General features: G+C 67.8%; 14 protein-coding genes. 12 read left to right on the top strand and 2 right to left on the bottom strand.

Annotated elements, in window-relative coordinates; translation table 11 throughout:
- Entirely contained in the window at positions 1–2,100 is a 2,100-nt protein-coding gene (locus ACQPYH_RS32260; RefSeq protein ID WP_432879081.1) for a DUF6351 family protein, read from the top strand.
- Here ACQPYH_RS32260 and ACQPYH_RS32255 read toward each other — a convergent pair.
- Together ACQPYH_RS32255 and ACQPYH_RS32250 are read right to left on the bottom strand one after the other, a co-directional pair.
- The gene (locus tag ACQPYH_RS32255) at positions 2,084–4,888 is read right to left on the bottom strand and encodes a glycoside hydrolase family 2 TIM barrel-domain containing protein (RefSeq protein ID WP_432879078.1); all 2,805 of its coding nucleotides are present in this window, start codon (positions 4,886–4,888) and stop codon (positions 2,084–2,086) included. The genes ACQPYH_RS32260 and ACQPYH_RS32255 overlap by 17 nt on opposite strands.
- Entirely contained in the window at positions 4,885–6,654 is a 1,770-nt protein-coding gene (locus ACQPYH_RS32250) for a glycoside hydrolase family 127 protein (protein ID WP_432879076.1), read from the bottom strand. Before ACQPYH_RS32250 ends, ACQPYH_RS32255 begins: the two co-directional genes overlap by 4 nt.
- A gap of 208 nt (positions 6,655–6,862) precedes the next feature.
- On the opposite strand from ACQPYH_RS32250, the gene ACQPYH_RS32245 reads away from it, so the two are divergent.
- From ACQPYH_RS32245 to ACQPYH_RS32195, 11 genes are read left to right on the top strand one after another with little or no spacing between them, the layout of a single operon-like run.
- Entirely contained in the window at positions 6,863–9,238 is a 2,376-nt protein-coding gene (locus ACQPYH_RS32245; protein WP_432879073.1) for an Ig-like domain-containing protein, read from the top strand.
- Positions 9,239–9,246: 8 nt separating this feature from the next.
- Positions 9,247–11,238, top strand: coding sequence for an ABC transporter substrate-binding protein (locus tag ACQPYH_RS32240; protein WP_432879070.1), 1,992 nt, complete (start codon positions 9,247–9,249; stop codon positions 11,236–11,238).
- Positions 11,239–11,241: 3 nt separating this feature from the next.
- On the top strand, positions 11,242–12,240 hold the full coding sequence (locus tag ACQPYH_RS32235) for an ABC transporter permease (RefSeq protein WP_432879068.1): 999 nt from the start codon (positions 11,242–11,244) through the stop codon (positions 12,238–12,240).
- 3 nt (positions 12,241–12,243) lie between these two features.
- On the top strand, positions 12,244–13,368 hold the full coding sequence (locus ACQPYH_RS32230; protein ID WP_432879065.1) for an ABC transporter permease: 1,125 nt from the start codon (positions 12,244–12,246) through the stop codon (positions 13,366–13,368).
- Between the two features lie 8 nt (positions 13,369–13,376).
- Positions 13,377–14,378 (top strand): ABC transporter ATP-binding protein, encoded by a 1,002-nt coding sequence (locus tag ACQPYH_RS32225; RefSeq protein ID WP_432879063.1) that lies wholly within the window; start codon positions 13,377–13,379, stop codon positions 14,376–14,378.
- Complete coding sequence (locus tag ACQPYH_RS32220; protein WP_432879060.1) at positions 14,378–15,385, top strand: ABC transporter ATP-binding protein; 1,008 nt, start codon at positions 14,378–14,380, stop codon at positions 15,383–15,385. Before ACQPYH_RS32225 ends, ACQPYH_RS32220 begins: the two co-directional genes overlap by 1 nt.
- A 14-nt stretch (positions 15,386–15,399) precedes the next feature.
- Complete coding sequence (locus ACQPYH_RS32215; protein ID WP_432879058.1) at positions 15,400–16,902, top strand: ABC transporter substrate-binding protein; 1,503 nt, start codon at positions 15,400–15,402, stop codon at positions 16,900–16,902.
- Positions 16,899–17,963, top strand: coding sequence for a sialidase family protein (locus ACQPYH_RS32210; protein WP_432879056.1), 1,065 nt, complete (start codon positions 16,899–16,901; stop codon positions 17,961–17,963). The genes ACQPYH_RS32215 and ACQPYH_RS32210 overlap by 4 nt, the downstream gene beginning before the upstream one ends.
- Complete coding sequence (locus tag ACQPYH_RS32205; RefSeq protein WP_432879054.1) at positions 17,960–19,378, top strand: DUF5060 domain-containing protein; 1,419 nt, start codon at positions 17,960–17,962, stop codon at positions 19,376–19,378. The genes ACQPYH_RS32210 and ACQPYH_RS32205 overlap by 4 nt, the downstream gene beginning before the upstream one ends.
- Complete coding sequence (locus tag ACQPYH_RS32200) at positions 19,375–20,529, top strand: DUF5605 domain-containing protein (protein WP_432879052.1); 1,155 nt, start codon at positions 19,375–19,377, stop codon at positions 20,527–20,529. The genes ACQPYH_RS32205 and ACQPYH_RS32200 overlap by 4 nt, the downstream gene beginning before the upstream one ends.
- Complete coding sequence (locus ACQPYH_RS32195; protein ID WP_432879050.1) at positions 20,529–22,589, top strand: hypothetical protein; 2,061 nt, start codon at positions 20,529–20,531, stop codon at positions 22,587–22,589. The genes ACQPYH_RS32200 and ACQPYH_RS32195 overlap by 1 nt, the downstream gene beginning before the upstream one ends.
- Positions 22,590–22,612 lie beyond the last annotated feature (23 nt).

Below are 22,612 nucleotides of genomic sequence, written 5' to 3'. Positions count from 1 at the left end.
GTGATTGGTTCCCGACCAGTTCGTTTGGCCGTAGTCCTGCTCGCCAGTGCGCTCGTCCTTCCCGCGGTTCCGGCCGTGGCGTCGCGGGAGGTGAAGCTGGAGATCCTGTCCAGCCGCCCGGACAAGATCACTGGTGGCGATGCACTCGTCCACGTCGACGGCGCTGACGACAACGTGCGCGTCACGCTGAACGGCAAGGATGTGTCGTCGGTGTTCACCGCTGACGGGCACGGTCTGACCGGACTGGTCGGGAACCTGACCGTGGGATCGAATGTCCTCCAGGCGGAGGCTGGAGGACGGCGTACGACGCTTGACGTGCGCAACTATCCACGCCAAGGGCCGGTGTTCTCGGGTCCGCACGAGCAGCCGTTCGTGTGTGAGACGGCGCAGTTCACGATCCCGGTGATCGGCGGCACGCTCGGCGCTCCGCTCGACGCCGACTGCACAGTCAAGCCGCGGGTCGACTACTTCTACCGGACGACCGCGGGGGCCTTCGTGAAGTGGCCGGCCGGTACGACGGCGTACCCGGCGGATCTCGCGAAGACCGACGACGGCGATCCGTTCATCGTCCGGATGGAGACGGGGAGCGCGAACCGTGCCGTCGTCCAGACCACGATGTTGCACGATCCGTTGCACGAGGCAACACCGACGCCGACACGGCGGTCGGCGAGCTGGAACGGGCGGGCGATCTTCACGCTCGGCGGCGGCTGCGCCGGCGGATGGCACCGATCGGGGTCCACGACCGGTGGCGTGACGGATGCGTTCCTGCTGGGTCGTGGGTACGCGCTGATGTCCTCGTCGCTCAACGTCTTCGGTCAGAACTGCAACGATCTGACCGCGGCGGAGTCGGCGATGATGACGAAGGAGTTGTTCGTCGAGCACTACGGACGGCCGGAATACACGGTCGGCTTCGGGTGCTCGGGCGGGTCGTACCAGGCGCACCAGATCACCGACAACTACCCGGGCATCTTCGACGGGATCATCGTCGGGTGTTCGTTCCCGGAGGTCGGCTTCGGCACGATCTCGTTCATCAGCGACTCGTGGTTGCTGGACTCGTACTTCAACAAGTCCAGCATCGCCTGGACGCAGGAGCAGAAGCGGCAGGTGGCCGGGTTCGCGACGTACGCGACGCTGCCGAGTATGGCCCTCAGCGCGAACCGGATCGACCCGCGGCGCAACTGCGACATCGTCCCGGCGGCGCAGCGCTACGACCCGGTTGCGAACCCTCGCGGGGTGCCGTGTGACGTCTTCGACCACGCCGTCAACACGTACGGTGCGGATCCGTCGACCGGGTTCGTACGGCGACCGCTGGACAACGTCGGCGTGCAGTACGGGCTCGGCGTACTGAAGTCCGGCGTGATCACGCCGTCGCAGTTCCTCGATCTGAACGAGCGCATCGGCGGCTTCGACGCGGACGCGAACCTCGTGCCGGCCCGGACCGTCGCGGATCCGCAGGCCGTGCGTACGGGGTACCGGACCGGGCGGCTGACCAACGGCGGGGGAGGGCTGAAGGACGTCCCGATCATCGACTACCGCGCGTACTTCGACACCCAGTCGTACGGCGATATCCACGTCCGCTACCACACGTTCTCGATGCGCGCCCGGCTCGAGAAGGCGAACGGTACGTCGGCGAACCAGGTGAGCCTGCTCGAGGACGCGCGCTACGGACTGTTCAGCACGGACAGCCCGCTCCTACAGTATGCGATCGATGAAATGGACCGTTGGCTGACACAACTGACCGCGGACGACACACCGCGTCCGAGAATCGACAAGATCGTCGCGGCGAAGCCCGACACGCTCGTGGAGGGCTGTCGCGGGCCGGACGGTTTCGTCGCGCAGCCGCTGAACCGCGACCCGGCCTCGCGCTGCGAGCAACTCTTTCCCTCGGCGTCGTTCCCCCGCGAGGTCGCCGGCGCGGGCGTCGCGGCGGACGTGATCAAGTGCAAGCTGCGCACCCCGGTCCGCTCGGACTACCCAGGCTTCACCGACGCGGAGTGGGCGCGGCTGCGGACGATCTTCCGCGGCGGTGTCTGCGACTGGTCGAAGCCCGGCGTCGGTCAGCAACCGTTGGCCGGCACCTGGCTCAGCCTCCCAGACTGAACCTGAGCCGGTGCTGCTGCGGTTGCAGGTCGTGCGGTGGCAGGATCGGCGCGCCGCTGGTCGGACTGCCCAGACCGTGCTGGAGGGCGTCGACGGTGATCCAGACGTTCTCGGTCGGGTGGAGATCCGCCGGGCGTTCGGCGGCGGCGAGGTCGGCGATCGTCCAGCGCCTGACCGTCAGGGCGAAGTGCGGATCACCCAGAAGTCTCAAGGTGCCGGCGGACCCGGACAGTTCGGCCCAGCGGACGTTGCCACGGGCACCGTTCTCCTGGGGGTAGAGGTACGGGACCTGGAAGTCGTCGACGGTGCTCGAGTAGCGACCGACGCGGGCGGCGGACCGCGAGTCCGGGTACGCCTGCCCCGGCCCTTGACCGAACCAGGTCAGCTGGCTGAACCCGCCAGGCACACCGAACGTCACGCCGAGTCGTGCCCACGGCACCGTCCACTCACCCAACGGCTGAACCTCGACGTCCGCCGTCATCCGGTCCCCGTCCGTCGTCCAGCGGTACGTCGTCAGCACGCGCGCGTCCGTCGCGGCGGCACCCACCATCGACACCACGGTCAGTTCGTCGGCGCTTCGGTCCACCGAGACGGTCCGGTACCGGAGCCGGTCGAGTCCGGCGTCGGCCCAGCGGGTCTTCCGGTCCAGGGTGGTGGCGTCCCAGGTGCGGGCGTCGTGTTGCGTGGGCGCGCGCCACAGTTCAAGAGGCACGTGCTGCACTTCCCAGCCGCCGAGGCCGATCAGTCGTCCAGTCCGCTCGCAGAACCGCCCGGGACCGAGGTGAAGTTTCGTGCGTTCGGAACGACGGTGTCGTCGGCCGAGCTGAGTCTGGGTGAAGGTGAGCTCGTGGCCGGCGGCCGCCCAAGGGGTGTCGATCGCGAGGACTGCCCGGATCGTCAGCCAGCGTTCGCGGTTCTGGGCTGTGGGAAGGCCGGGGAGCTTGACCGTCGCGGTGGCGCCGGCCGGGAAGACCGGCAGGTCGAGGGTGCCGCGAGCAACGACCTCGCCTTCGTCGGCGACGTCCCAGTGCAGGGCGAGGTGTGACGTGTCGAGGACGTCGTACCTGTTGGTGATCGTGAGGAGGTCGCCGGCCACCGACAGGCGGACGGGCTCGTAGACCTTGCGGACCTCGGCGAGGACGGGCTGCGGCGTGAGGTCGGGGAACACCAGGCCGTCGAGGACGTAGGTTCCGTCGTGCAGTTCCTCACCGAAGTCCCCGCCGTACCCGTAGGTTCCGTCGGGACGCAGGATGCCGTGTTCGATCCACTCCCAGAGGAAGCCGCCCTGGCAGCGTTCGTAGGCGTCGAACAGCGCCTCGTACTCCGGCAGCCCGCCGGGACCGTTGCCTCCGGCATGGGAATACTCGCAGAGCACGAACGGCATCGCCCGGCGCCGTGCGTCGAGCCCGGGGTCGTCCAACGGCTTCTCGGCGCGCTTGCCGATCGCCTCGACCTCCGCGTGGGAGGCGTACATCCGGCTGTACACGTCGACGTCCGCACACGAGAGGTCGCCCTCGTAGTGCAGCGGTCGCGACGGATCCCGGTCGCGGGTCCATGACGCCATCGCGGTCAGGTTGGACCCGACGCCGGCCTCGTTGCCGAGCGACCACATGACCACCGACGGATGGTTCTTGTCGCGCTCGACCGTGCGCCGCATCCGGTCCAGCGACGCGTCGAGAAAGCGCGGATCGTCGGCCGGGTTCCCGCGCCAGTCGAGCAGGAAGAACCCGTGCGTCTCGTAGTCGCACTCGTCCATCACCCAGAACCCGAGCTCGTCGCACAGCTCCAGGAGCTTGGAGTCCGGCGGGTAGTGACTCGTCCGGATCGCATTGATGTTGTGCCGCTTCATCACCAGCAGCTCGTCGCGCATCCGTTCGTACGGTACGGCGCGACCGAACACGGGATCGTGCTCGTGCCGGTTCACTCCGTGGAAGACGATCCGCCGCCCGTTGACCCGCAGTACGCCGTCGACGATCTCCACCGTACGGAACCCGATCCGTAGCGACACTCGCTCACCCGGCAGCTCGACCACCGCGTCGTACAACCGCGGCGCTTCGGCCGACCAAGGCTCGACGCCCGGGATCGTCACCGTCTCCCCACACGGCACGACAACATTCAGCGCCGGGATCCGCACGACCGCGCCCGGCACCGACTCGACCATCAACACGCCGGCGCGATCCGCGTAATCAGCGTGCACGAACACATCCGCGTCCACGGGCCGCGAGATCAGCGTGACGTCCCGGAAGATCCCCGGCAGCCACCACATGTCCTGGTCCTCGAGGTATGAACCGGAGGACCACTGGTGCACCCGCACCGCGAGCACGTTCCGCCCCGGACGCAGTATGTCGCCGACGGCGAACTCGGCCGGCAGCCGCGAACCGCGCGTCACCCCGAGCTCGACGCCGTTCAGCCACACCCGGGCGCACGAGTCGACCCCGTCGAAACGCAGTACCGTCGGACCGTTCCACGACTCCGGGAGCTGGAACTCCAGGCGGTGATCACCGGTCGGGTTCTCGTCCGGCACGTACGGCGGATCCACCGGGAACGGGTACTTCTGGTTCGTGTACGCCGGACTCCCGTGCCCGTGCATCGGCCACGACGACGGCACCGGCAACCAGTCCCAGTCCGAGTCGTCGAAGTCCACCGCCTCGAATCCGGCCGCAGGCACCGTGGGAGACCAGCGGAACCGCCACTGCCCGTTCAGACTCAGCCGCGGAGCATCCGACCGTACGGCGGCCCGCGCGGGCAGCACGCCGTACCCGGAGCCGGGATCTTCCCAGTAGTTCACGCGTCCTCCCGGATCCACACCGTCATCGGGCCGACCGTTCGGTTCGCCCACGCGTAGTAGGGGATCGCGGTCAGCGGTCCGTCCCGCCCGGGTACCTCGACCGTCGTGACTCCACCCAGCAGATCCGCCCGCTCCCGCTCGACCAGCTCACCCGCGACGGCCGCCGTCTCGTCGAGTACGACGTCCGCGTCCTGTTGCTCGAAGCAATAGACCAACGGACCGCGTTCGATCGCGACGCACCCGCGCACGGAGTCGATCCGCTCATCGGGCCGGGTACGACGGGCCGCCACCGGCAGCTCGAGCACAACCTCGTCGCCCACCGCCCACACCCGCCGAAGCGGTCCCTCCAGACCGTTGATCGTCAGGCGGTGACTGTCGGCCCACGCCGGGATCCGAAGACCCAGCGTCCAGGGTTCGTCAGGTGTCGCGGTGATCCGCACCCGCACGGTCCCGTGCCACGGGTACTCCGTCGCCACCTCGAACGCCACCCGCCCGGTCGGCAGGTCGACGGCAATCGAGGCCGGCGCATACAACTGCAGCTGAACCCCGTCATCGTCTGAGGTCGCCACCAGCTGATCCAGCGACGACAGGGTCCGCATCACGTTCGGCGGGCAGCACGCCGTCCCGAACCACGGTTGCCGTCCGCCGACCGCGGACCGTTGGTCGTCGGCGAAGGCGTTGTGCCGGACCTTCAGCGTGTTCACGTAGAAGAACCGGTCGCCCGCGAGTGAGACACCCGGGATCACCGCGTTGTAGAGCGTGCGCTCGATCAGATCGGCGTACTTGCTCTCACCCGTCGCGAGCAGCAGCCGCCAACTCCACTGCACACTGGCGATCGCGGCACAGGTCTCGCAGTACGCCGTGTCGGGCGGCAACTCGAACGGGTCGCCGAACGCCTCGCCGTACCATCGGGAACCGACGCCGCCGGTGAGGTACGTCTGACTCTCGGCCATCGTCGACCACGTCGCCTGCAGCGCGTCGAGCAATTCGTGATCACCGGTCTCCACCGCGACATCGGTCGCGCCCGCCGCCAGATACAGCGCCCGCACCGCGTGGCCCGCGATCGTCCGGACCGAGCGCACCGGCAGATGGTCCTGGAAGTACGCCGGCCCATGGTGCCCGGGGACCGTCAGCATCCCGTGCCCGCGCGCCTCGACGAAGTACGAAGCCAGCTCCAGGTACGACGCGGTGCCGGTCTCGCGGTAGAGCTCGACGAGCGCCATCTCGATCAACGGATGACCGTCGATGCCCTCCAGCCGGCCGGGTCCGAAGGTCTTGCACAGCTCGTCGGCGAACCGGCAGGCCACGTCGAGCAAGGTGCGATCCCCGGTCGCCCGCACCTGCGCGACCGCCGCCTGGAACAAGTGGCCCGCGCAGTAGAGCTCGTGACCCTTCTCCAGGTCGCCGTACCGCGTGCCGTCGAGGGCGAGGCGGGTGTGCGTGTTCAGGTAGCCGTCGGGCTCCTGCGCCGCGGCAACCAATGCGCTCGCGTCGGTCTGCCAGGTGGCGAGCTCGTCCGACGGCTCGCGGGCCTGTTCCCAGGCGACCGCCTCGAGCCACTTGTAGACGTCGGTGTCGGCGAAGAGCTTCCCGGCGAAGCCTCCGGTTTCGCCGGCGGCCGCGCGCCGGAAGTTCGTGAGCGTGCCGACCTCCTCCAACCGTTCCGCAGCGGCGGGGATGGTCGTCTCCCGGTTGACGCGCCGGCGGTCCGACCAGAACCCGCCGGTGAGTTCGGAGCTGCCGGGAGGGAGTGGGCGCAGAGGCATGGGGGCAAGGTAACCACCGCCCGCAAGGTCGGGGCAAGAGTTCAGTGCAAACGATTGCGGCGAGGAATTCAGGAAGGTGCAATCGTTTGCAATTCATCGGCGTTACGCCCTTGACATCGGCTCTTCATCTCCGTGACCATGAGGGCCGTCGTTCCATTCGGACATGACTAGATATTCATTCAGCGTCCCCTGAGATGAGGCCTGGACGATGACCGAAACATCCTCTTCCGTCCCGCCCGGTTGGTCCCGGCGCGGATTCGTCGGCACCACCGCGGCCGCCATCGGCGTCGCGTCACTGGGTATCACTCCGACCGCGAGTGCGAGGACCGCTGCCGGCGCGACCGTGAACGACGACCGGCTGCCGGCGTTCCCCGGTGCCGAGGGCGCCGGCAAGTGGGCCAAGGGCGGCCGCGGCGGATCCGTCTACGAGGTGACCACGCTGGCCGATTCCGGACCCGGCTCACTCCGCGAAGGCGTCTCCGGTTCCGACCGGACGATCGTGTTCCGGGTCTCCGGCATCATCCAGCTGAAGTCCCAGCTGCTGATCTCCGGCAACAACCTGACCATCGCCGGACAGACCGCGCCTGGTGGCGGGATCTGCCTGGCCGGGTACAGCACCGGGATCAAGGGCAGCGCACACGACATCGTGATCCGCCACCTCCGCTTCCGGCTCGGCGACGAGAACGAGATCGCCGACGACTCGTTCAACACCAACGTCCCCGGCTCGGTGAGTCCGCAGATCCGCAACCTGATCATCGATCACTGCTCGTTCAGCTGGGCGGTCGACGAGTGCCTCTCGCCGTACGGGAACTTCGACGTCACCGTCCAGTGGTGCATCGTCTCCGAGGGGCTCGCGCTGTCCGCGCACCCGAAGAACCGGCACGGGTACGGCGGGATCTGGGGCGGCGAGCGCAACACCTACCACCACAACCTGATCGCCCACCAGGGCGGACGCCAGCCGCGGTTCGGCTACACCGAGGGGATCAACCTCGAGGTCGACCACTACAACAACGTGGTCTACGACTACGGCTACACCTCGGTGTACGGCGGCGAGTGGGCCAACGGCATCAACCTCATGAACAACTTCTACAAGCCGGGCCCGACCACGCTCGGCGACGTCGCACCGGTCGTGCTGAGCGCGAACCGCGGCGGTCAGTGGTACGTCGCCGGCAACCAGGTCGACGGTCACCCGGACGTCACCGCGCACAACCGCCGCGGCATCCGCTACCCGATCGGCGGCATCGTCGAGCTCGCCGAACCGCAGCCGATCCCCGGCCGCGGTGACATCCAGGCCCCCGCGAAGGCGTACGACGCCGTGCTGGCGAACGCCGGTGCGATCCTGCCGAAGCGCGACGCCGCCGACGCCCGCGTGGTCGACGAGGTACGCCGTGGCATCGGGCGACTGATCAACTCGCAGAAGGAGGTCGGCGGCTACCCGCCGCTGGCGCAGACCGAGCCGCCCGTCGACTCCGACCACGACGGCATCCCGGACTGGTGGGAGAAGGCCAACGGTCTCGACCCGAACGACCCTTCCGACGCGCAGAAGATCGCACCGAACGGCTACACCTACCTCGAGAACTACCTGAACTCCCTGGTCCCGGACGCGGTCGGCAACCCGGCGGTACAGATCACCAGCCCCACCCAGGACCAGGCGATCCCGGGCCGGACCGCGCCGACCGTGACGATCAAGGCCGACGCCTCTGCCGCGAAGGGCGGTCAGCTCGCGAAGGTGGAGTTCTTCGTCGGGGACCAGGTCATCGGCTCGGCGGAGCAGGCGCCGTACCAGCTGCAGTGGAAGAACGTTGCCGACGGCTCCTACTGGCTGACGGCGCGGGCCACGGACCAGAACGGTACGGCGACCCAGTCGACCGCCGTCCAGGTGCACGTCAACAAGCAGACGGGTACGTCGAACTGGACGTCGGCCGCGGTCGGGAAGCCGCCGGTGCCGGGCTCCGGCAACCTCGAGAACGGCGTCCTGACGATCAAGGGCTCCGGGCGGATCTACGGCCGGACGAGCAACTTCCACTACGTCTACCGCAAGCTCTCGGTCGGCGGGGCCGGTGCGGTCTCGCAGCTCACCGCGCGGCTGGACAAGCTCAGCAAGATCGCCAACGGTCTGACCGCGGGCCTGATGATCCGCGACTCCCTTGACCCGGCCGCGCCGTTCATGTACGGCGGTATCGGCTTCGGCGTCGCCGGTGGGATCGGCACCGTCAACGACAACGCCAGCTCCGCGCCGGACATCACCGACGACGGCGGCATGAAGGCGCAGGCGATCCGGATCCAGACCGACGGACCGAACCCGAGTGTCGGCCCGTGGCCCTGGGACGGCAGCTACCTGGACCACACCAAGGTCTATTGGCTGCGGCTGCTCCGGCGGGAGCGCCCGCAGGCACGCGAGGTCGAGTTCGAGGCCTTCATCTCGACGGATCAAGTCACGTGGGACCGCTTCGGCTACGAGAAGATCATGATGCCGAGCCGGACCTTCTACATCGGGTTCGCGATCGACGGAGGCAGTGTGGACAACCACCTCGTCGACTACGGGACCGCGCAGTTCAGCAACATCACGCTCGAGCAGCAGTGAGGATCCCCATGCCAACAAGGTCTGAAAGCACTCTCAACAGGCGCCGGCTGCTGCAGGGCGGGCTCGGCCTCCTGGCGGTCGCAAGTCTGCCTGGTTGCGGCTTCTTCGACACCAAGCCGGCCGGGTCCGGCGCGCAGGTCGCGGCGGCCGGCGAGAAGGAGTCGCCGATGCTGAAAGCCCTGGTGGACAAGGGTTCCTTGCCCGCGCTGGCGGACCGGCTCCCGAAGAACCCGCCGGTGATCAAGCCCCTCGAGGGCAAGGCGCAGTACGGCGGCACCTGGCGCTCGGCGATGCTGACCCAGGAAGACACCCAGTGGCTGTGGTACGCGATGAACTACGAGCCGCTGGTCCGCTGGAAGCCGGACAAGACCGGCAAGCCCGGGTACGACGAGATGGAGGCGAACACCGCCGAGTTCACCGTCGATGCCGACAGCAAGGTCTTCACGTTCAAGCTGCGGGACGGCCTGAAGTGGTCGGACGGCAAGCCCGCCACGGCGGACGACATGTTGTTCACGATCCTCGAGGTGCAGTGCGACGAGGGTCTGCACCCGGACGGCATCTACGACGCGTTCCTGTCACCGGACACCGAGAAGATCGCGAAGATCGAGAAGACCGACGAGCGCACGGTGACGATCACCTACACCGCGCCGCAGCCGTCGCTGCTCGGTCAGATCGCCGACGGCATCTTCCTCCGGGAGGGCGCCTACGGGATGCTGCTGCCGAAGCATTACTTCCAGCAGTTCCACCTGAAGTACAACAAGAACGCGAACGCACTGGCGAAGAAGGCCGGGGTCGGCAGCTGGACCGACCTGTTCGCGCAGAAGCAGAACCCGTGGACGAACCCGGACCAGCCGACGTTGGCTCCCTGGAAGGTCACGACCGGGCTCGGTAAGGGCTCCGCGGTCACCCTGACCCGGAACCCGTACTACTGGAAGGTCGACGACGCCGGCCGGCAGTTGCCGTACATCGACAACTGCCGCGTCGAGGTCGTCCAGGACGCCCAGGTCGAGCTGCTCAAGGTGATGAACGGCGAGTTCGGCATGCAGTACCGCAACTTCGGTACGCCGCAGAACAAGCCGGTCGTCGCGCAGAACCGGCAGAAGGGCAGCTACAAGATCTTCGAGGTGCCGACCCAGCTGACGAACACGATGGTGCTCGGCCTGAACCTCACCCACAAGGACGCGGCCAAGCGCGCGCTGTTCTCGAACAAGGAGTTCCGGGCCGGCCTCTCGGTCGCGATCAACCGCAAGGAGATCATCGACGCGGTGTACGCCGGTCAGGGTGAGCCCTGGCAGGGCGCGCCGCCGAAGGACTCGCCGTACTACAACGAGCAGCTGGCGACGCAGTTCCTGGACTTCGACGCGGCGAAGGCGAACCAGCACCTGGACGCGGCCGGTCTGACCAAGAAGTCGGCGGACGGCAAGCGGCTCGGTGCCGACGGCAAGCCGGTGTCCGTCGCGGTGCTGGTCAGCGAGTCGTTCCCGGACCACGTCGAGGCGATCGAGTTCGTCAAGAAGCGCTGGGCCGCGGTCGGAATCGAGCTCCGCACCCAGGCGGTCAGCGAGGACCTGTACAAGGAACGCGTCAAGGGCAACGACCATGACGCCGGCACCTGGACCTGCGGGACCTTCGTGCTGCCGACCGGTACCGGCGGTGACCACTACTGGGTGCCGACCAACGACGGCAGCGCGCGGTACGGCGTCGCCTGGGCACAGTGGTACCAGTCCAAGGGCGAGAAGGGTACGAAGCCGCCGGCCGAAGTACAGAAGCAGCTCGAGCTGTTCACCCAGGCGCGGCAGGAGCCGGATCCGGACAAGACCCTCGAGCTGGGCAAGCAGGTGCTGCAGATCGCGGCCGACCAGTTCTACTACATCGGTGTCAGCTCGGTGCCGAACACGTACGGGGTGGTCAAGAACGACTTCCACAACGTGCCGGCGCAGATGAGCGAGTCGGTGGCACCGGGCATCGTGCACCCCGAACAGTTCTCGATGGGGCAGTAGCCGATGCTGCGCTTCGTGGCCCGGCGGCTGGTCTGGATGCTGATCACGCTGGCGGCGATCTCGTTCGTCACCTTCGTGGTCATCAAACTGCCGCCGGGCGACTACACCACCACGGTGATCGCCAACGCCGAGGCGCGCGGCCAGGACATCCCGGACTCGCAGATCGCCGAACTGAAGCGGCACTACGGTCTCGACAAGCCGTTCATGGTGCAGTACCTGACCTGGATCGGCGGCGTCGTACTGCACGGTGACCTCGGGCAGTCGTTCGCGTGGAACCAGTCGGTGTCGAGTCTGATCGGCAGCCGGGTGCTGTTGTCGATGGTGCTGTCGATCGCCAGCCTGCTGTTCGTCTGGGCGATCGCGTTCCCGATAGGCATCTACAGCGCACTGCGGCAGTACTCGGCCGGCGACTACTTCGCGTCCTTCCTCGGCTTCATCGGGATGGCCGTCCCCGAGTTCATGCTCGCGCTGGTGATGATGTACGTCGGCTTCCGGTACTTCGGCCAGAGCGTCGGCGGGCTGTTCTCACCCGAGTACGCCGACGCGGCCTGGAACCTCGGCAAGGTGATCGACCTGCTGTCGCACCTGTGGATCCCGATCGTCGTCGTCGGCGTCGCGGGGACGGCGGGACTGATCCGGATCACCCGGGCCAACCTGCTCGACGAACTGCACAAACCGTACGTCGCGACCGCCCGGGCGAAGGGGCTGCCGGAGTGGAAGCTGCTGCTCAAGTACCCGGTCCGGATGTCGCTCAGCCCGTTCTTCAGCACGGTCGGCTGGTTGCTGCCCGGTCTGATCAGCGGCGAGACGATCGTGTCGGTCGTGATGAGCCTGCCGACCAGCGGTCCGCTGCTGCTCGGCGCGGTGAAGAGCCAGGACATGTACCTGGTCGGCAGCTTCGTGCTCATTCTCAGCACGCTGACGGTGATCGGCACGATGCTCAGCGACCTCGCCCTGGCCTGGTGGGATCCGCGGATCCGCGCCCGGTTCCAGAAGGGATAGCTCATGGCCCAGCAGACCCAGGCTCTGGTCGCGCCGCAAGAGGTGGTGAAGAGCCTCCGCGATCACGGCGCGCTGCCGCAGTGGCGGCTGATGTGGCGGCAGTTCCGCCGGCACCGGCTGGCACTGATCGGGCTGATCGTGCTGATCCCGATCTACGTCATCGCGATCTTCGCGGGCTTCTTCGCCCCGGCAGGCGCCGACACCGCGCACACCGCGCTGCCGTACGCCCCGCCGCAGCGGGTGCAGATCGACACCGAACACGGGATGTTCGTGTACGGGTTCTCGTCGACGCGCAACCAGGAGACGTTCGAGCAGACCTTCACCGTCGACAAGTCGAAGATCGTCGACGTCGGCTGGTTCGTACACGGTGACGAGTACTCGGTCCTCGGACCCTTGAAGTCCGACATCCATCTGATCGGCCCGACCACGGCCGGCCAGCCGTTCTTCCTGGTCGGTGCCGACCAGTCCGGGCGGGACCTGCTGTCGCGGCTGATCCACGGTGCCCGGGTGTCGTTGTCGATCGGTCTGGTCGGGGTGTTCGCGAGCTTCCTGCTCGGCATGCTGATCGGCGGTATCTCGGGCTACCTGGGAGGCACGGTCGACAACATCATCCAGCGGATCATCGAGTTCATCATGTCGATCCCGACGCTGCCGCTGTGGATGGCGTTGTCGGCCTCACTCCCCGGCAGTTGGGGACCGTTGACGCGGTACTTCGCGATCACGGTGATCCTCTCGCTGATCGGCTGGACCGGGCTCGCCCGCGACGTCCGCGGCCGGTTCCTCAGTCTGCGCGAGGAGGACTTCGTGATGGCCGCCCGTCTCGACGGGGTCGGCCGGACCGGGATCATCTTCGGCCACATGGTGCCGTCGTTCGCCAGCCACATCATCGCGTCGGTCTCGATGGCGGTGCCGCGGATGATCCTCGGCGAGACCAGCCTGTCGTTCCTCGGTCTCGGTCTGCAGCCGCCCGCGGTCAGTTGGGGCGTGTTGCTCGAGGGCGCCCAGAACGTCCGCGCGGTCGCCACCGCGCCGTGGCTGCTGGCCCCCGGTCTCGCGGTCGTGGTCGTCGTACTCGCCATGAACTTCGTCGGCGACGGTCTCCGCGACGCCGCGGATCCCTACAAGTAGGAGCTCCCATGCAACGGTTGTTGGAAGTTCGTGAGCTTCGGACGCATTTCGAGCTCGGTGACGGGGTCGTGAAGGCCGTCGACGGTGTCAGCCTCACGGTCCAGCGTGGCCGGACGCTGGCCGTCGTGGGGGAGTCCGGGTGCGGGAAGAGCGTCACCGCGCGATCGATCCTGCGGCTGGTGGAGAAGCCTGCGCGGATCGTCGGCGGTGAGGTGCTGCTGTACGGCGACACAGACGGCCCTGACGGGGAGCCGCTCGACCTGCTCGCCGCGAAGGACAAGCGGCTGCGGCAGGTCCGGTGGGCCGATATCGCGATGGTGTTCCAGGAGCCGATGGCATCACTCAGCCTGGTGCACACGATCGGCGATCAGATCATCGAGGCGGTCCGGCTGCACGAGAACCTCGGCAAGCAGGCCGCGCGGGACCGGGCGATCGAGATGCTCGACCGGGTCGGCATCCCGGACCCGAAGCGCCGCGTGGACTCGTACCCGTTCCAGCTCAGCGGTGGCATGCGGCAACGAGCCATGATCGCGATGGCGCTGTCCTGCCGGCCGCGGCTGCTGATCGCGGACGAGCCGACCACCGCGCTCGACGTGACCACGCAGGCGCAGATCCTCGACCTGCTCCAGGATCTGCAGCAGGAGCTGGGGATGGCGATCATGCTGATCACCCACGACCTCGGCGTCGCTGCGCAGGTCGCCGACGAGGTCGCGGTGATGTACCTCGGCGAAGTGGTCGAGCAGGGGCCTGCGTCCGCCGTGCTGAGCAGGCCCAAACACCCTTACACACAAGCACTTGTGCGTTCCGTGCCACGGCTCGGACAGAGTGCGAAGGACCGGTTGGTCGCCGTACGAGGGACGGTGCCGCCGCCGTACGAACGGCCGTCGGGTTGCCGGTTCCACCCGCGGTGTGACGCGTTCATGGCCGGCAAGTGCGACACGACCGTGCCGGCCCGGGTGCGCAGCGACGAGATCGACGTGGCCTGTCTGCTGTACGGCGAGGAGAACTGATGAGCTTGTTGGAGACGCGTGGGCTGACCATGCACTTCCCGTTGAGCGGCGGGTTCCTCGGCCGGAACCGCGGCTTCGTGAAGGCCGTCGACGGGGTCGACCTGTCGATCGAGGCCGGGCGGACGCTCGGACTGGTCGGTGAGTCGGGGTGCGGGAAGACGACCCTCGGCCGCTGCATCGTCCGCGCGTACGAGCCGACCTCGGGCAGCATCATGTTCGACGGCGTCGACCTTGCAGCGCTGTCCGAGAAGCAGTTGAAGCCGTACCGCGCGCAGGTGCGGCTGATCTTCCAGGACCCGCACTCCTCCCTCGATCCGCGCAAGACGCTGCGCGACATCATCGCGGAGCCGTTGAAGGTCCAGGACGCCGGCTCGCGGGACGAGATCGACGACAAGGTCGCCGCGCTGCTGCGCCGCGTCGGGCTGCGGGCGGAGTACGCGCACCGCTATCCGCACGCGTTCAGCGGCGGCGAGCGGCAGCGGGTCGTGATCGCCCGGGCGCTGGCCACCGAGCCGCGGCTGGTGGTCGCGGACGAGGCCGTCAGCGCGCTCGACGTGTCGGTCCGGGCCCAGATCCTCAACCTGCTGCGCGACCTGCAGGAGGAGTCCGGTCTCACCTACCTGTTCGTGTCCCACGACCTCGGCATCGTCGAGCACGTCGCCGACGACGTCGCGGTGATGTACGTCGGCAAGCTCGTCGAGAGCGCGTCGACCGAAGAGCTCTTCACCAGGCCTCTGCACCCGTACACCGAGGCCCTGCTGAGCGCCGTACCGGATCCCGACCCCGCCTCCCGCGGGAAACGCGAGCGGATCAAGCTCCGTGGCGAGATCGCGGATCCGTCCAAGGTGCCGGCCGGCTGCCCGTTCCACCCGCGCTGCGGGTACGCCGAAGCCCGGTGTGCGACCGAAGTCCCGCGGCTGCGCGAGCTCGGTGGCCGCAAAGTCGCGTGCCACCTCGCCGAGCAGCTCGATCTGAAGGGTGTCCTCACGGCCACCACCGCCCCGTAGGAAAGGTCATTTCCATGTCCGAAGGAAACATGTCCCGTCGTGGTCTGTTACGCAACGGCGCCCTGATCGGCGGCCTGGCCGCGTTCGGCGGCGCGCTGCAAACCACACCGGCCGCAGCGAGCTCCACCACCGCCGTACCCCGCGCCGCCGCGCAGTCCGCGGCTGGTGTGGTCGACATCCCGAACAAGTACAACGTGCCTTTCTCCGTGGCTGACGACGAGCTTTTCGTCTTCGCGGCGAACTTCAAGCCGTTCGAGCTCGGCGGCAACGACGACGGTCGCGAGGCGCACCGGTACTTCGACTCCGTGTTCGGCGACGCGATCCGGGCGAAGTTCCCGGACATCAAGGTGAAGTACGCAACCTGGGACTATCCGGTCCGCTACGAGGACCTGGCCAAGGCCGGCCGGGTGCCGGACCTGATCCTGGAGGACCCGCGGTTGCGCATCGACCGCGACCTCGAGCCGCTCGGCTGGACCCAGGACATCACCGCGAAGGTCCAGCAGGCCGGTATCGACCTGTCCGTGCTGAACCTCGGCTCGGTCGAGCAGATCAAGTCCCGCTCCGACGGCGGCCTGTACGGCGTCCCGCTGTGGATCGACGAGAGCCTGCTGTTCTACAACAAGCTGATCTTCGACAAGTTCCGGGTCAAGTACCCGACCGCCGGGTCGACGTACGACGACATCTTCCGGATCGCGGAGAAGCTCACCCGGCAGGACGGGATCGACCACTACAAGGGCTTCATGCAGCACCCGGACAACTATCTCGCGATGAACCAGCTCGGGCTCTACCCGTTCGTGCCCGGTTCCAGCGAGCAGCCCGCGCCGGAGGACGTGAAGGTCAACCTGACCGGTCCGGAGTGGAAGACCATCGCGAACAACATGTACCGGTTCCTGATGATCCCGCGGAACAACTTCACCACGGTGGACGACTTCTTCAAGGGTGACATGAGCTTTCCCGGTCACCTGGCGATGGCGGTCAACAACCTCTCGAAACTCAACGCGTACGCGCTCAGCTCGTACTACGTCGAGGAGGACGACGCCGCGCAGTACGCCGAGTGGGCCAAGAGCGTCAAGATCGGCGTCACCTCGATGCCGGTGCTGTCCCGCGGTTCGAACGCGATCTACCAGCCCGACACTCGGGCGGCGTTCATCCCGCCGCAGTCCAAGCACCAGGACCAGGCGCTGGACGTGATCAAGTACCTGGTGTCGGAGGAGATGCAGACCCGGATCTCGTCGTACGGGATGAAGGGTGTGCTGAAGACGGACGCCGTGGTGAACGCCTTCGGTACGGCGATCCCGGAGCTCGCGGCGATCGACACCTCGGCCGTGTACTGGGGTGAGAACGCGGTGATCAAGAACTACCAGAACACCGAGTACTGGGACATCCCGCTGTACAAGGTGTTCCGGCAGCACGTGCTCAAGGACGGGATGGACGTCAACTCGTCGCTGCAGGTGACCGAGCAGGTGGACATTCCCGACTACATCAAGGCGCAGGTCGCCCGCGGACTCACATGGTGAACGACTCCAGGTTCGACGGCCGCATCCGAGAGGGTGCGGCCCTCCTGCCCACCATTCACCCGGGCGACAGCCACGCAGCCACCCTCGTCGAGACCCCATCCGGCGACCTGCTCTGCGCTTGGTTCAACGGCCCAGGCGAGGGCGAGCCGGACACCAACATCATCCTCTCCCGCCTCCCCGCCGGCACCGACACCTGGCTGGAGCCGAAGCAGCTCTCCTCGGATCCCAGCCGCTCCGAACAGAACCCACTCCTGTTCGTTGCTGGGGACAACGAGGTGTGGCTGTTGCACACGTCGAACGAGCCGCATGACCAGTCCACCTCGCGCGTGCTCCGCCGGGTCTCCCGGGACGGCGGGCACTCCTGGGGCGAGGCCGACGTACTGTTCGAGCACGCGGGCTCGTTTGTCCGGAATCCGGTTGTTGTGTTGAGCAACGGTGATTGGTTGCTGCCGGCGTACGACTGCGACAAGACCGCCGAGCGCACTGTCCTGCAACTGAGCACCGACCGCGGCGCGACGTGGACGACGGTCGACGTGCCCGACGCGGTCGGGCAGGTGCAGATGAGTGTGGTCGAGCTGTCGCCAGGTGAGCTGGTGGGCTACTACCGCAGTCGTGCCGCCGACCGCATCTACCGGTCGGTGTCGAAGGACAACGGTCGCACCTGGACCTCGCCCGAGCGGACCGCCCTGCCGAACAACAACTCCGCGATCCAGGTACTGCGGCTCGCCGACGGCCGGCTCGTCATGGTGTTCAACGACTCGTCCGCTGAGCGGGACCAGTTCCGCTGGGTCGACGACGGCAAAGGCGGCGTACGCCGGAAGACCCTGCGAACCCCGCTCACGCTCGCGTTGTCCGAGGACGACGGCGCCAGCTGGCCGTACTGGAGGAACCTGCAGGTGCAGGACGAGGAGTATCGCGAGAACGAGTTCGGCTATTCGTACCCGACGCTGCTGCAGACCCGCGACGGGCGCCTGCACGTCGCGTACTCGTACCTGCGCAAGACCATCAAGCACGTGATCCTTGCGCCCGAGTGGATCCAGGCAGGAGATCGATTGCCATGAGCACCGAGTTGTGGGGCCTGCACGAGCTGACCTTGTCCGGACCCTCGGGCGGGAACCCGTTCGCCGAGGTGGAGTTCCAGGTCACCTACCAGTTCCGGAACCGGATGGTGACCGTCGACGGCTTCTACGACGGCGACGGCGTGTACCGCGCCCGCTTCTCACCGGACCGGGAGGGGGAGTGGTCGTACGTCACGTCCAGCTCCGCCGCCGAACTGGACGGCTTCCGCGGCGCCTTCACCTGCACCCCGCCGGGCTCCGGTAACCATGGCCCGGTGACCGTCCTGGGCGAACACCATTTCGCCTATGCGGACGGCAGTCGCTGCGACTGCATCGGTACGACCTGCTACCACTGGACGTACGAGTCGAAGGATCTCCAGGAGCTCACGCTCGCATCGTTGCGCGAGGCCCCTTTCGACAAGGTCCGGATGTGCCTACTGCCCACGGACGGCATGCGCCCCGAGCGCACGCCGTTCGCGGGCGGGACGGCGGGGGAGCCCGGGGCGACGCCGGGCGAGGTCGACGTCGCGCGCTTCGACCCGGTGTTCTTCCAGCACCTCGAGAGCCGCGTCGCCGATCTGCTTGCCCTCGGCATCGAGGCCGACCTGATCCTGTTCCACCCGTACGACCGCGGGGTCTGGGGTTTCGACCGGATGACTCCTGCGCAGGATGCGGCGTACCTGCGGTATGTGGTCGCGCGCCTGGCGGCGTACCGGAACGTCTGGTGGTCGGTGTCGAACGAGTACGACTTCAACCACGAGAAGACGATCGCGGACTGGGACCGGTTGCTGCAGCTGGTGCAGCGCTACGACCCGTACCAGCGGCTGCGGTCGATCCACAACGGGACGAAGATGTACGAGGTCTTCACGCCGTACGACTTCTCCAAGCCGTGGATCACCCACCAGAGCGTGCAGCACTGGGACGGCGCCGAGGTCGCCGGCTGGCGGGACTGCCCGAAGCCCGTGGTGATCGACGAGATCGGGTACGAGGGCAACGCCGGCCGCCGCTGGGGCAACCTGACCGCGGACGAGATGGTGCACCGCTTCTGGCAGGGCATGTCGCTCGGCGGGTACGTCGGCCACGGCGAGTCGTTCGTCGACCGCGAGACCCGGGCGTGGATCTCGGTCGGCGGCCGGCTGTACGGCGAGAGCCCCGAGCGGATCGACTTTCTTCGGGCCGTGTTCGCCGGACTGCCGCGGCAGCCGGACGGTGACCTCGACGGCGACCGCTGCGTGCTGCACTACCTGGGCGATCGCCGGCCGTCGGCCGTCGAGCTCGAGCTGCCGTCCGGGTCGCCGTTCCACTTCGACCTGATCGACACCCGCGCGATGACCATCACACCGTTGGCCGACTACTCCGGCCCGAGTCGCATCCCGCTGCCCGCCACCCCGTACCTCGCCCTGAGAGGGACCCGATGACGTCAGTAGCACGCTGGGACGTGCTCGAACTGCCTGTGTCCGGACCGACCGGCGTGACCTTCCGGCACTCGTCAGGCGCTTCGGCGTACGCGGAGTCCTTTCACTCTGGTGGGTGGCTGATCCGCTTCAGCCCTGACCTGGAGGGTGTCTGGACGTACGACGGCCGGACAGTCGAGTGCACGCGCGCGACGTCGCGCGGCCCAGTTCGTCGCTCCGGTACCGCGCTGCGTTGGGCTGACGGGACGGCGTACCACCCGCTGACGACGACCTGGTCCGGCGACGCTGCGCAGTGGGCTACTGCCAGCGCCGCGTTGGCGGCGTCGCCGTTCGATCGCGTCCGTCTTCCGCTCACCGACGCCGTTGAGAAGCAGGTGCGGGACTTGCTGGCGGCGGAGATCGTCGCGGACATCGTGCTTCCGCCCTCTGATCCGGTTGCCGTTCGCGACGCGGTCAACCGGCTGGCGGCGTACCGCAATGTCACCTGGTGCTTGACCGACGGTTCTCGGGAGCTCGCCGAGCTGGTCGCGGAGCTCGATTCGAGCCGGCACCTGATCTCGATGCATGAGGCAACGGATCCCGGGACGCCGTGGCTGACTCATCTCAGTGTGCGGTTGGAGAATCTGCGCGGAGTGTCGGTGCTGCGTCGTGATTTCGCCAAGCCGGTCTTCGTCGATGCCTGCGGTCATGAGGGGAACGGCGTCACACCGGACACCAGCCTGCGACCCGAGGAGATGTTGACCCGGATCTGGGAGGGCACGGTCCGCGGAGCCTACGTGACCCACGGCGAGTGGTACGTCGACGCGGAAGCCGGACCGTGGTCGGCCGGCGGCCCTCGGCCCGGTGGGGTGGTGGCGCAGCGGCTGCGACTGCTGCGCGAGGTGCTCGACGAACTGCCCGACGGTGTGGAGCCGATCGACGACTACCGCGATGCGCCGACGCTCGCCGTGCCCGGCTCGTACTACCTGCAGTATCTCGGCGAGCACCAGTTCCCGGACCGCACGTTCTCCCTGCCGTCCGGGGTGTACGACGTCGACGTGCTGGACGTGTGGAATCACTCGGTACGCCGTACGCGCGAGACTGTTGTTGGCACGCTGACGGTCCGGTTGCCGGGGACGCAGTACCAGGCGATCCAGATCCGGCGAGCGTCCTGATGCCTGCGCTGACATCCGGACCGCGTCAGGCCGAGCTGCGGCGGACACCCGAGGGCGTCGTGCTGCAGCTCGGTCTGACGGACGGGCGGGTCTACTTCGAACGGCCGGTGGCGAGTCTGTTGACCTGCTCGACCGGTCGTCCGTGGCAACCCTGCCCAATGCCGGAGACCGACGGCTGGTGGATCTCGCGGCGGCCTTCGGAGCATCGGGCCGGTTGCCGAAGCGGGCCGGTGGCGGTCGAGCTGCGGTTGTCGTTCGACGATGCCGATCGGCTGAACCTCGAAGTGCGATGGCGGAATACCGGCCGGCGGCGGCTCGCCGACCTCGCTGTGGGGTTGCTGCTGGACCTCGGCCGGGTGAAGGACAGCCAGTTGACGATGCCGGGGCTGATCTACAACGACAATCCGTCCGCGGACCCGACGCGCGCCGTACCGCGGGTCGGTCCGGCGCCGGGCGGCGGGTTCGTTGCGGAGGAGGACCGGCTGCCGATCCCCGGCGTCAATCTCGAGTGGCGCGAAGGGCGCGAGCGGCGGTGGTTGTCCTTGCTGTCGCGTCCGCAGGTGCGGCGGTCGCCGGACGGGCAGGTCCGGTACGGCTCGCTGGGCGTGCTCCGGCAGGAGGGGCCGGTGATCGCGTCGCTGAGCGGCGTGCTGATGTTCGACGGCAAGCAGGACATCCGGTACGTGAGCAAGGCCGAGACCGCGGTGACCGAGGACGGCTATCTGACGCTGCGGCCGGGGGAGACCTACACGCAGCAGCTGGTGCTCGACTGGGGGCCGCAGGAGGTCCGTGGCCATGCCTTCCGGCATCTCGTGCACACCGCTCGCGACCTGTTCGCTGATCCCGGGTCCGATGGACTGGGGATCGACGAGCTGATCGCGTTGAAGACGGTTGCTCTGGACAACAGGTGGTACAAGTCGGGAACGGTGGCCGGGTACACCAAGTTCAGCGAGATCCCCGGCAACGGACCGGAGAAGCCGCTGCACTTCCTGTACGGGTGGACCGGGCAGGCACTCAAGCTGGCCTGGTGCGACGCGCAGATCGGCTTCACCTCGCGCGACCGGCTGCGCATCGATCGCTGCCGCGCCGCCGTCGACTTCTACCTGGCGGGGAGTTCGACGCCGACACCGGGTCTGCGGCACAACTCGTACCAGGTCACCACCCGCCGCTGGATCAGCTTCCGCGCCGGCAACCGACCGATGATCTCCAGCCGCGCGTACGGCGAGACGATCACCGATCTGGTCGACATCATCATGCTGTTCCGGCGGTACGACGAACCTGTGCCGCCGTCCTGGCTGGATGCGCTCGAGGAGGCGGTCACGTTCCTCCGGGGTGCGCCTGACGGGACGTTCCCGATCGGATGGCGTCTGGACGGGACGCCTGCCGCGACCACGGTGTCGGCGGCCGGGATTCCGTGCGTACTCGCGGCGCTGAAGGCGTCCGACGTGCTCGACGAACCGGTGCTGTTGTCCGAGGCAACCACCTGGCTAAGCCGGTACTACGACCAGCACGCACGGACCTTCGACCGCCCGTTCGCCCGGTCCACGCTGGACGCGGCCTGCGAGGACAAAGAGGCGGGCATGTACTACTTCATGGCCGCCTACGAACTCTTCCGCCGTACCGCGGATCCGCTGCACTCCGCATGGTGCGAGGTGGCTGCCGACTGGTTGCTCACGTGGGTCTACGTGTGGTCGCCTGAGCAGGACGCCGGCACCCCGCTGCACAGTGCCGGATTCAACGCGGTCGGCTGGCCCGCCGTCAGCGTCCAGAACCATCACCTCGATGTGTTCTTCCCGACCTTCGAGCTGCTCGCCTTCGGTCTGGCGACGGACCGCCCGGAGTACGTCGCCGCGGCCCGGACCACTCTGCACGCTCTGACCCGGGGCATCGCGACTTCTGGCGGCGACTGGAACTTCCCGCTCCCCGGTGAACAGGGCGAAGCCGTCTTCCAGACGCATTGGCAACGCCGGGGCCACACCAACACCTGGAACCCGTCCTGGGTGATTGCCGTCCCACTGGCCAATGCCCTCCACATCCAGTCCCTCTCCGCCGATGCCTGATCCCGTGTCCAGCTCGCCTCGGG

This window comes from Kribbella sp. CA-245084 (assembly GCF_050942355.1).
Lineage (GTDB): Bacteria > Actinomycetota > Actinomycetes > Propionibacteriales > Kribbellaceae > Kribbella.
Note: the sequence above shows the minus strand (reverse complement) of the source record. Positions and strands in the feature narration are given on the sequence as shown.

What these genes read in the sequence shown, in the direction of transcription:
- ACQPYH_RS32215 (WP_432879058.1), top strand. Translation starts at nt 15,400, where the DNA reads ATGTCCGAAGGAAACATGTCCCGTCGTGGTCTGTTACGCAACGGCGCC.
- ACQPYH_RS32195 (WP_432879050.1), top strand. Translation starts at nt 20,529, where the DNA reads ATGCCTGCGCTGACATCCGGACCGCGTCAGGCCGAGCTGCGGCGGACA.
- ACQPYH_RS32245 (WP_432879073.1), top strand. Translation starts at nt 6,863, where the DNA reads ATGACCGAAACATCCTCTTCCGTCCCGCCCGGTTGGTCCCGGCGCGGA.
- ACQPYH_RS32225 (WP_432879063.1), top strand. Translation starts at nt 13,377, where the DNA reads ATGCAACGGTTGTTGGAAGTTCGTGAGCTTCGGACGCATTTCGAGCTC.
- ACQPYH_RS32235 (WP_432879068.1), top strand. Translation starts at nt 11,242, where the DNA reads ATGCTGCGCTTCGTGGCCCGGCGGCTGGTCTGGATGCTGATCACGCTG.
- ACQPYH_RS32200 (WP_432879052.1), top strand. Translation starts at nt 19,375, where the DNA reads ATGACGTCAGTAGCACGCTGGGACGTGCTCGAACTGCCTGTGTCCGGA.
- ACQPYH_RS32205 (WP_432879054.1), top strand. Translation starts at nt 17,960, where the DNA reads ATGAGCACCGAGTTGTGGGGCCTGCACGAGCTGACCTTGTCCGGACCC.
- ACQPYH_RS32250 (WP_432879076.1), bottom strand. Translation starts at nt 6,654, where the DNA reads ATGCCTCTGCGCCCACTCCCTCCCGGCAGCTCCGAACTCACCGGCGGG.
- ACQPYH_RS32220 (WP_432879060.1), top strand. Translation starts at nt 14,378, where the DNA reads ATGAGCTTGTTGGAGACGCGTGGGCTGACCATGCACTTCCCGTTGAGC.
- ACQPYH_RS32240 (WP_432879070.1), top strand. Translation starts at nt 9,247, where the DNA reads ATGCCAACAAGGTCTGAAAGCACTCTCAACAGGCGCCGGCTGCTGCAG.
- ACQPYH_RS32230 (WP_432879065.1), top strand. Translation starts at nt 12,244, where the DNA reads ATGGCCCAGCAGACCCAGGCTCTGGTCGCGCCGCAAGAGGTGGTGAAG.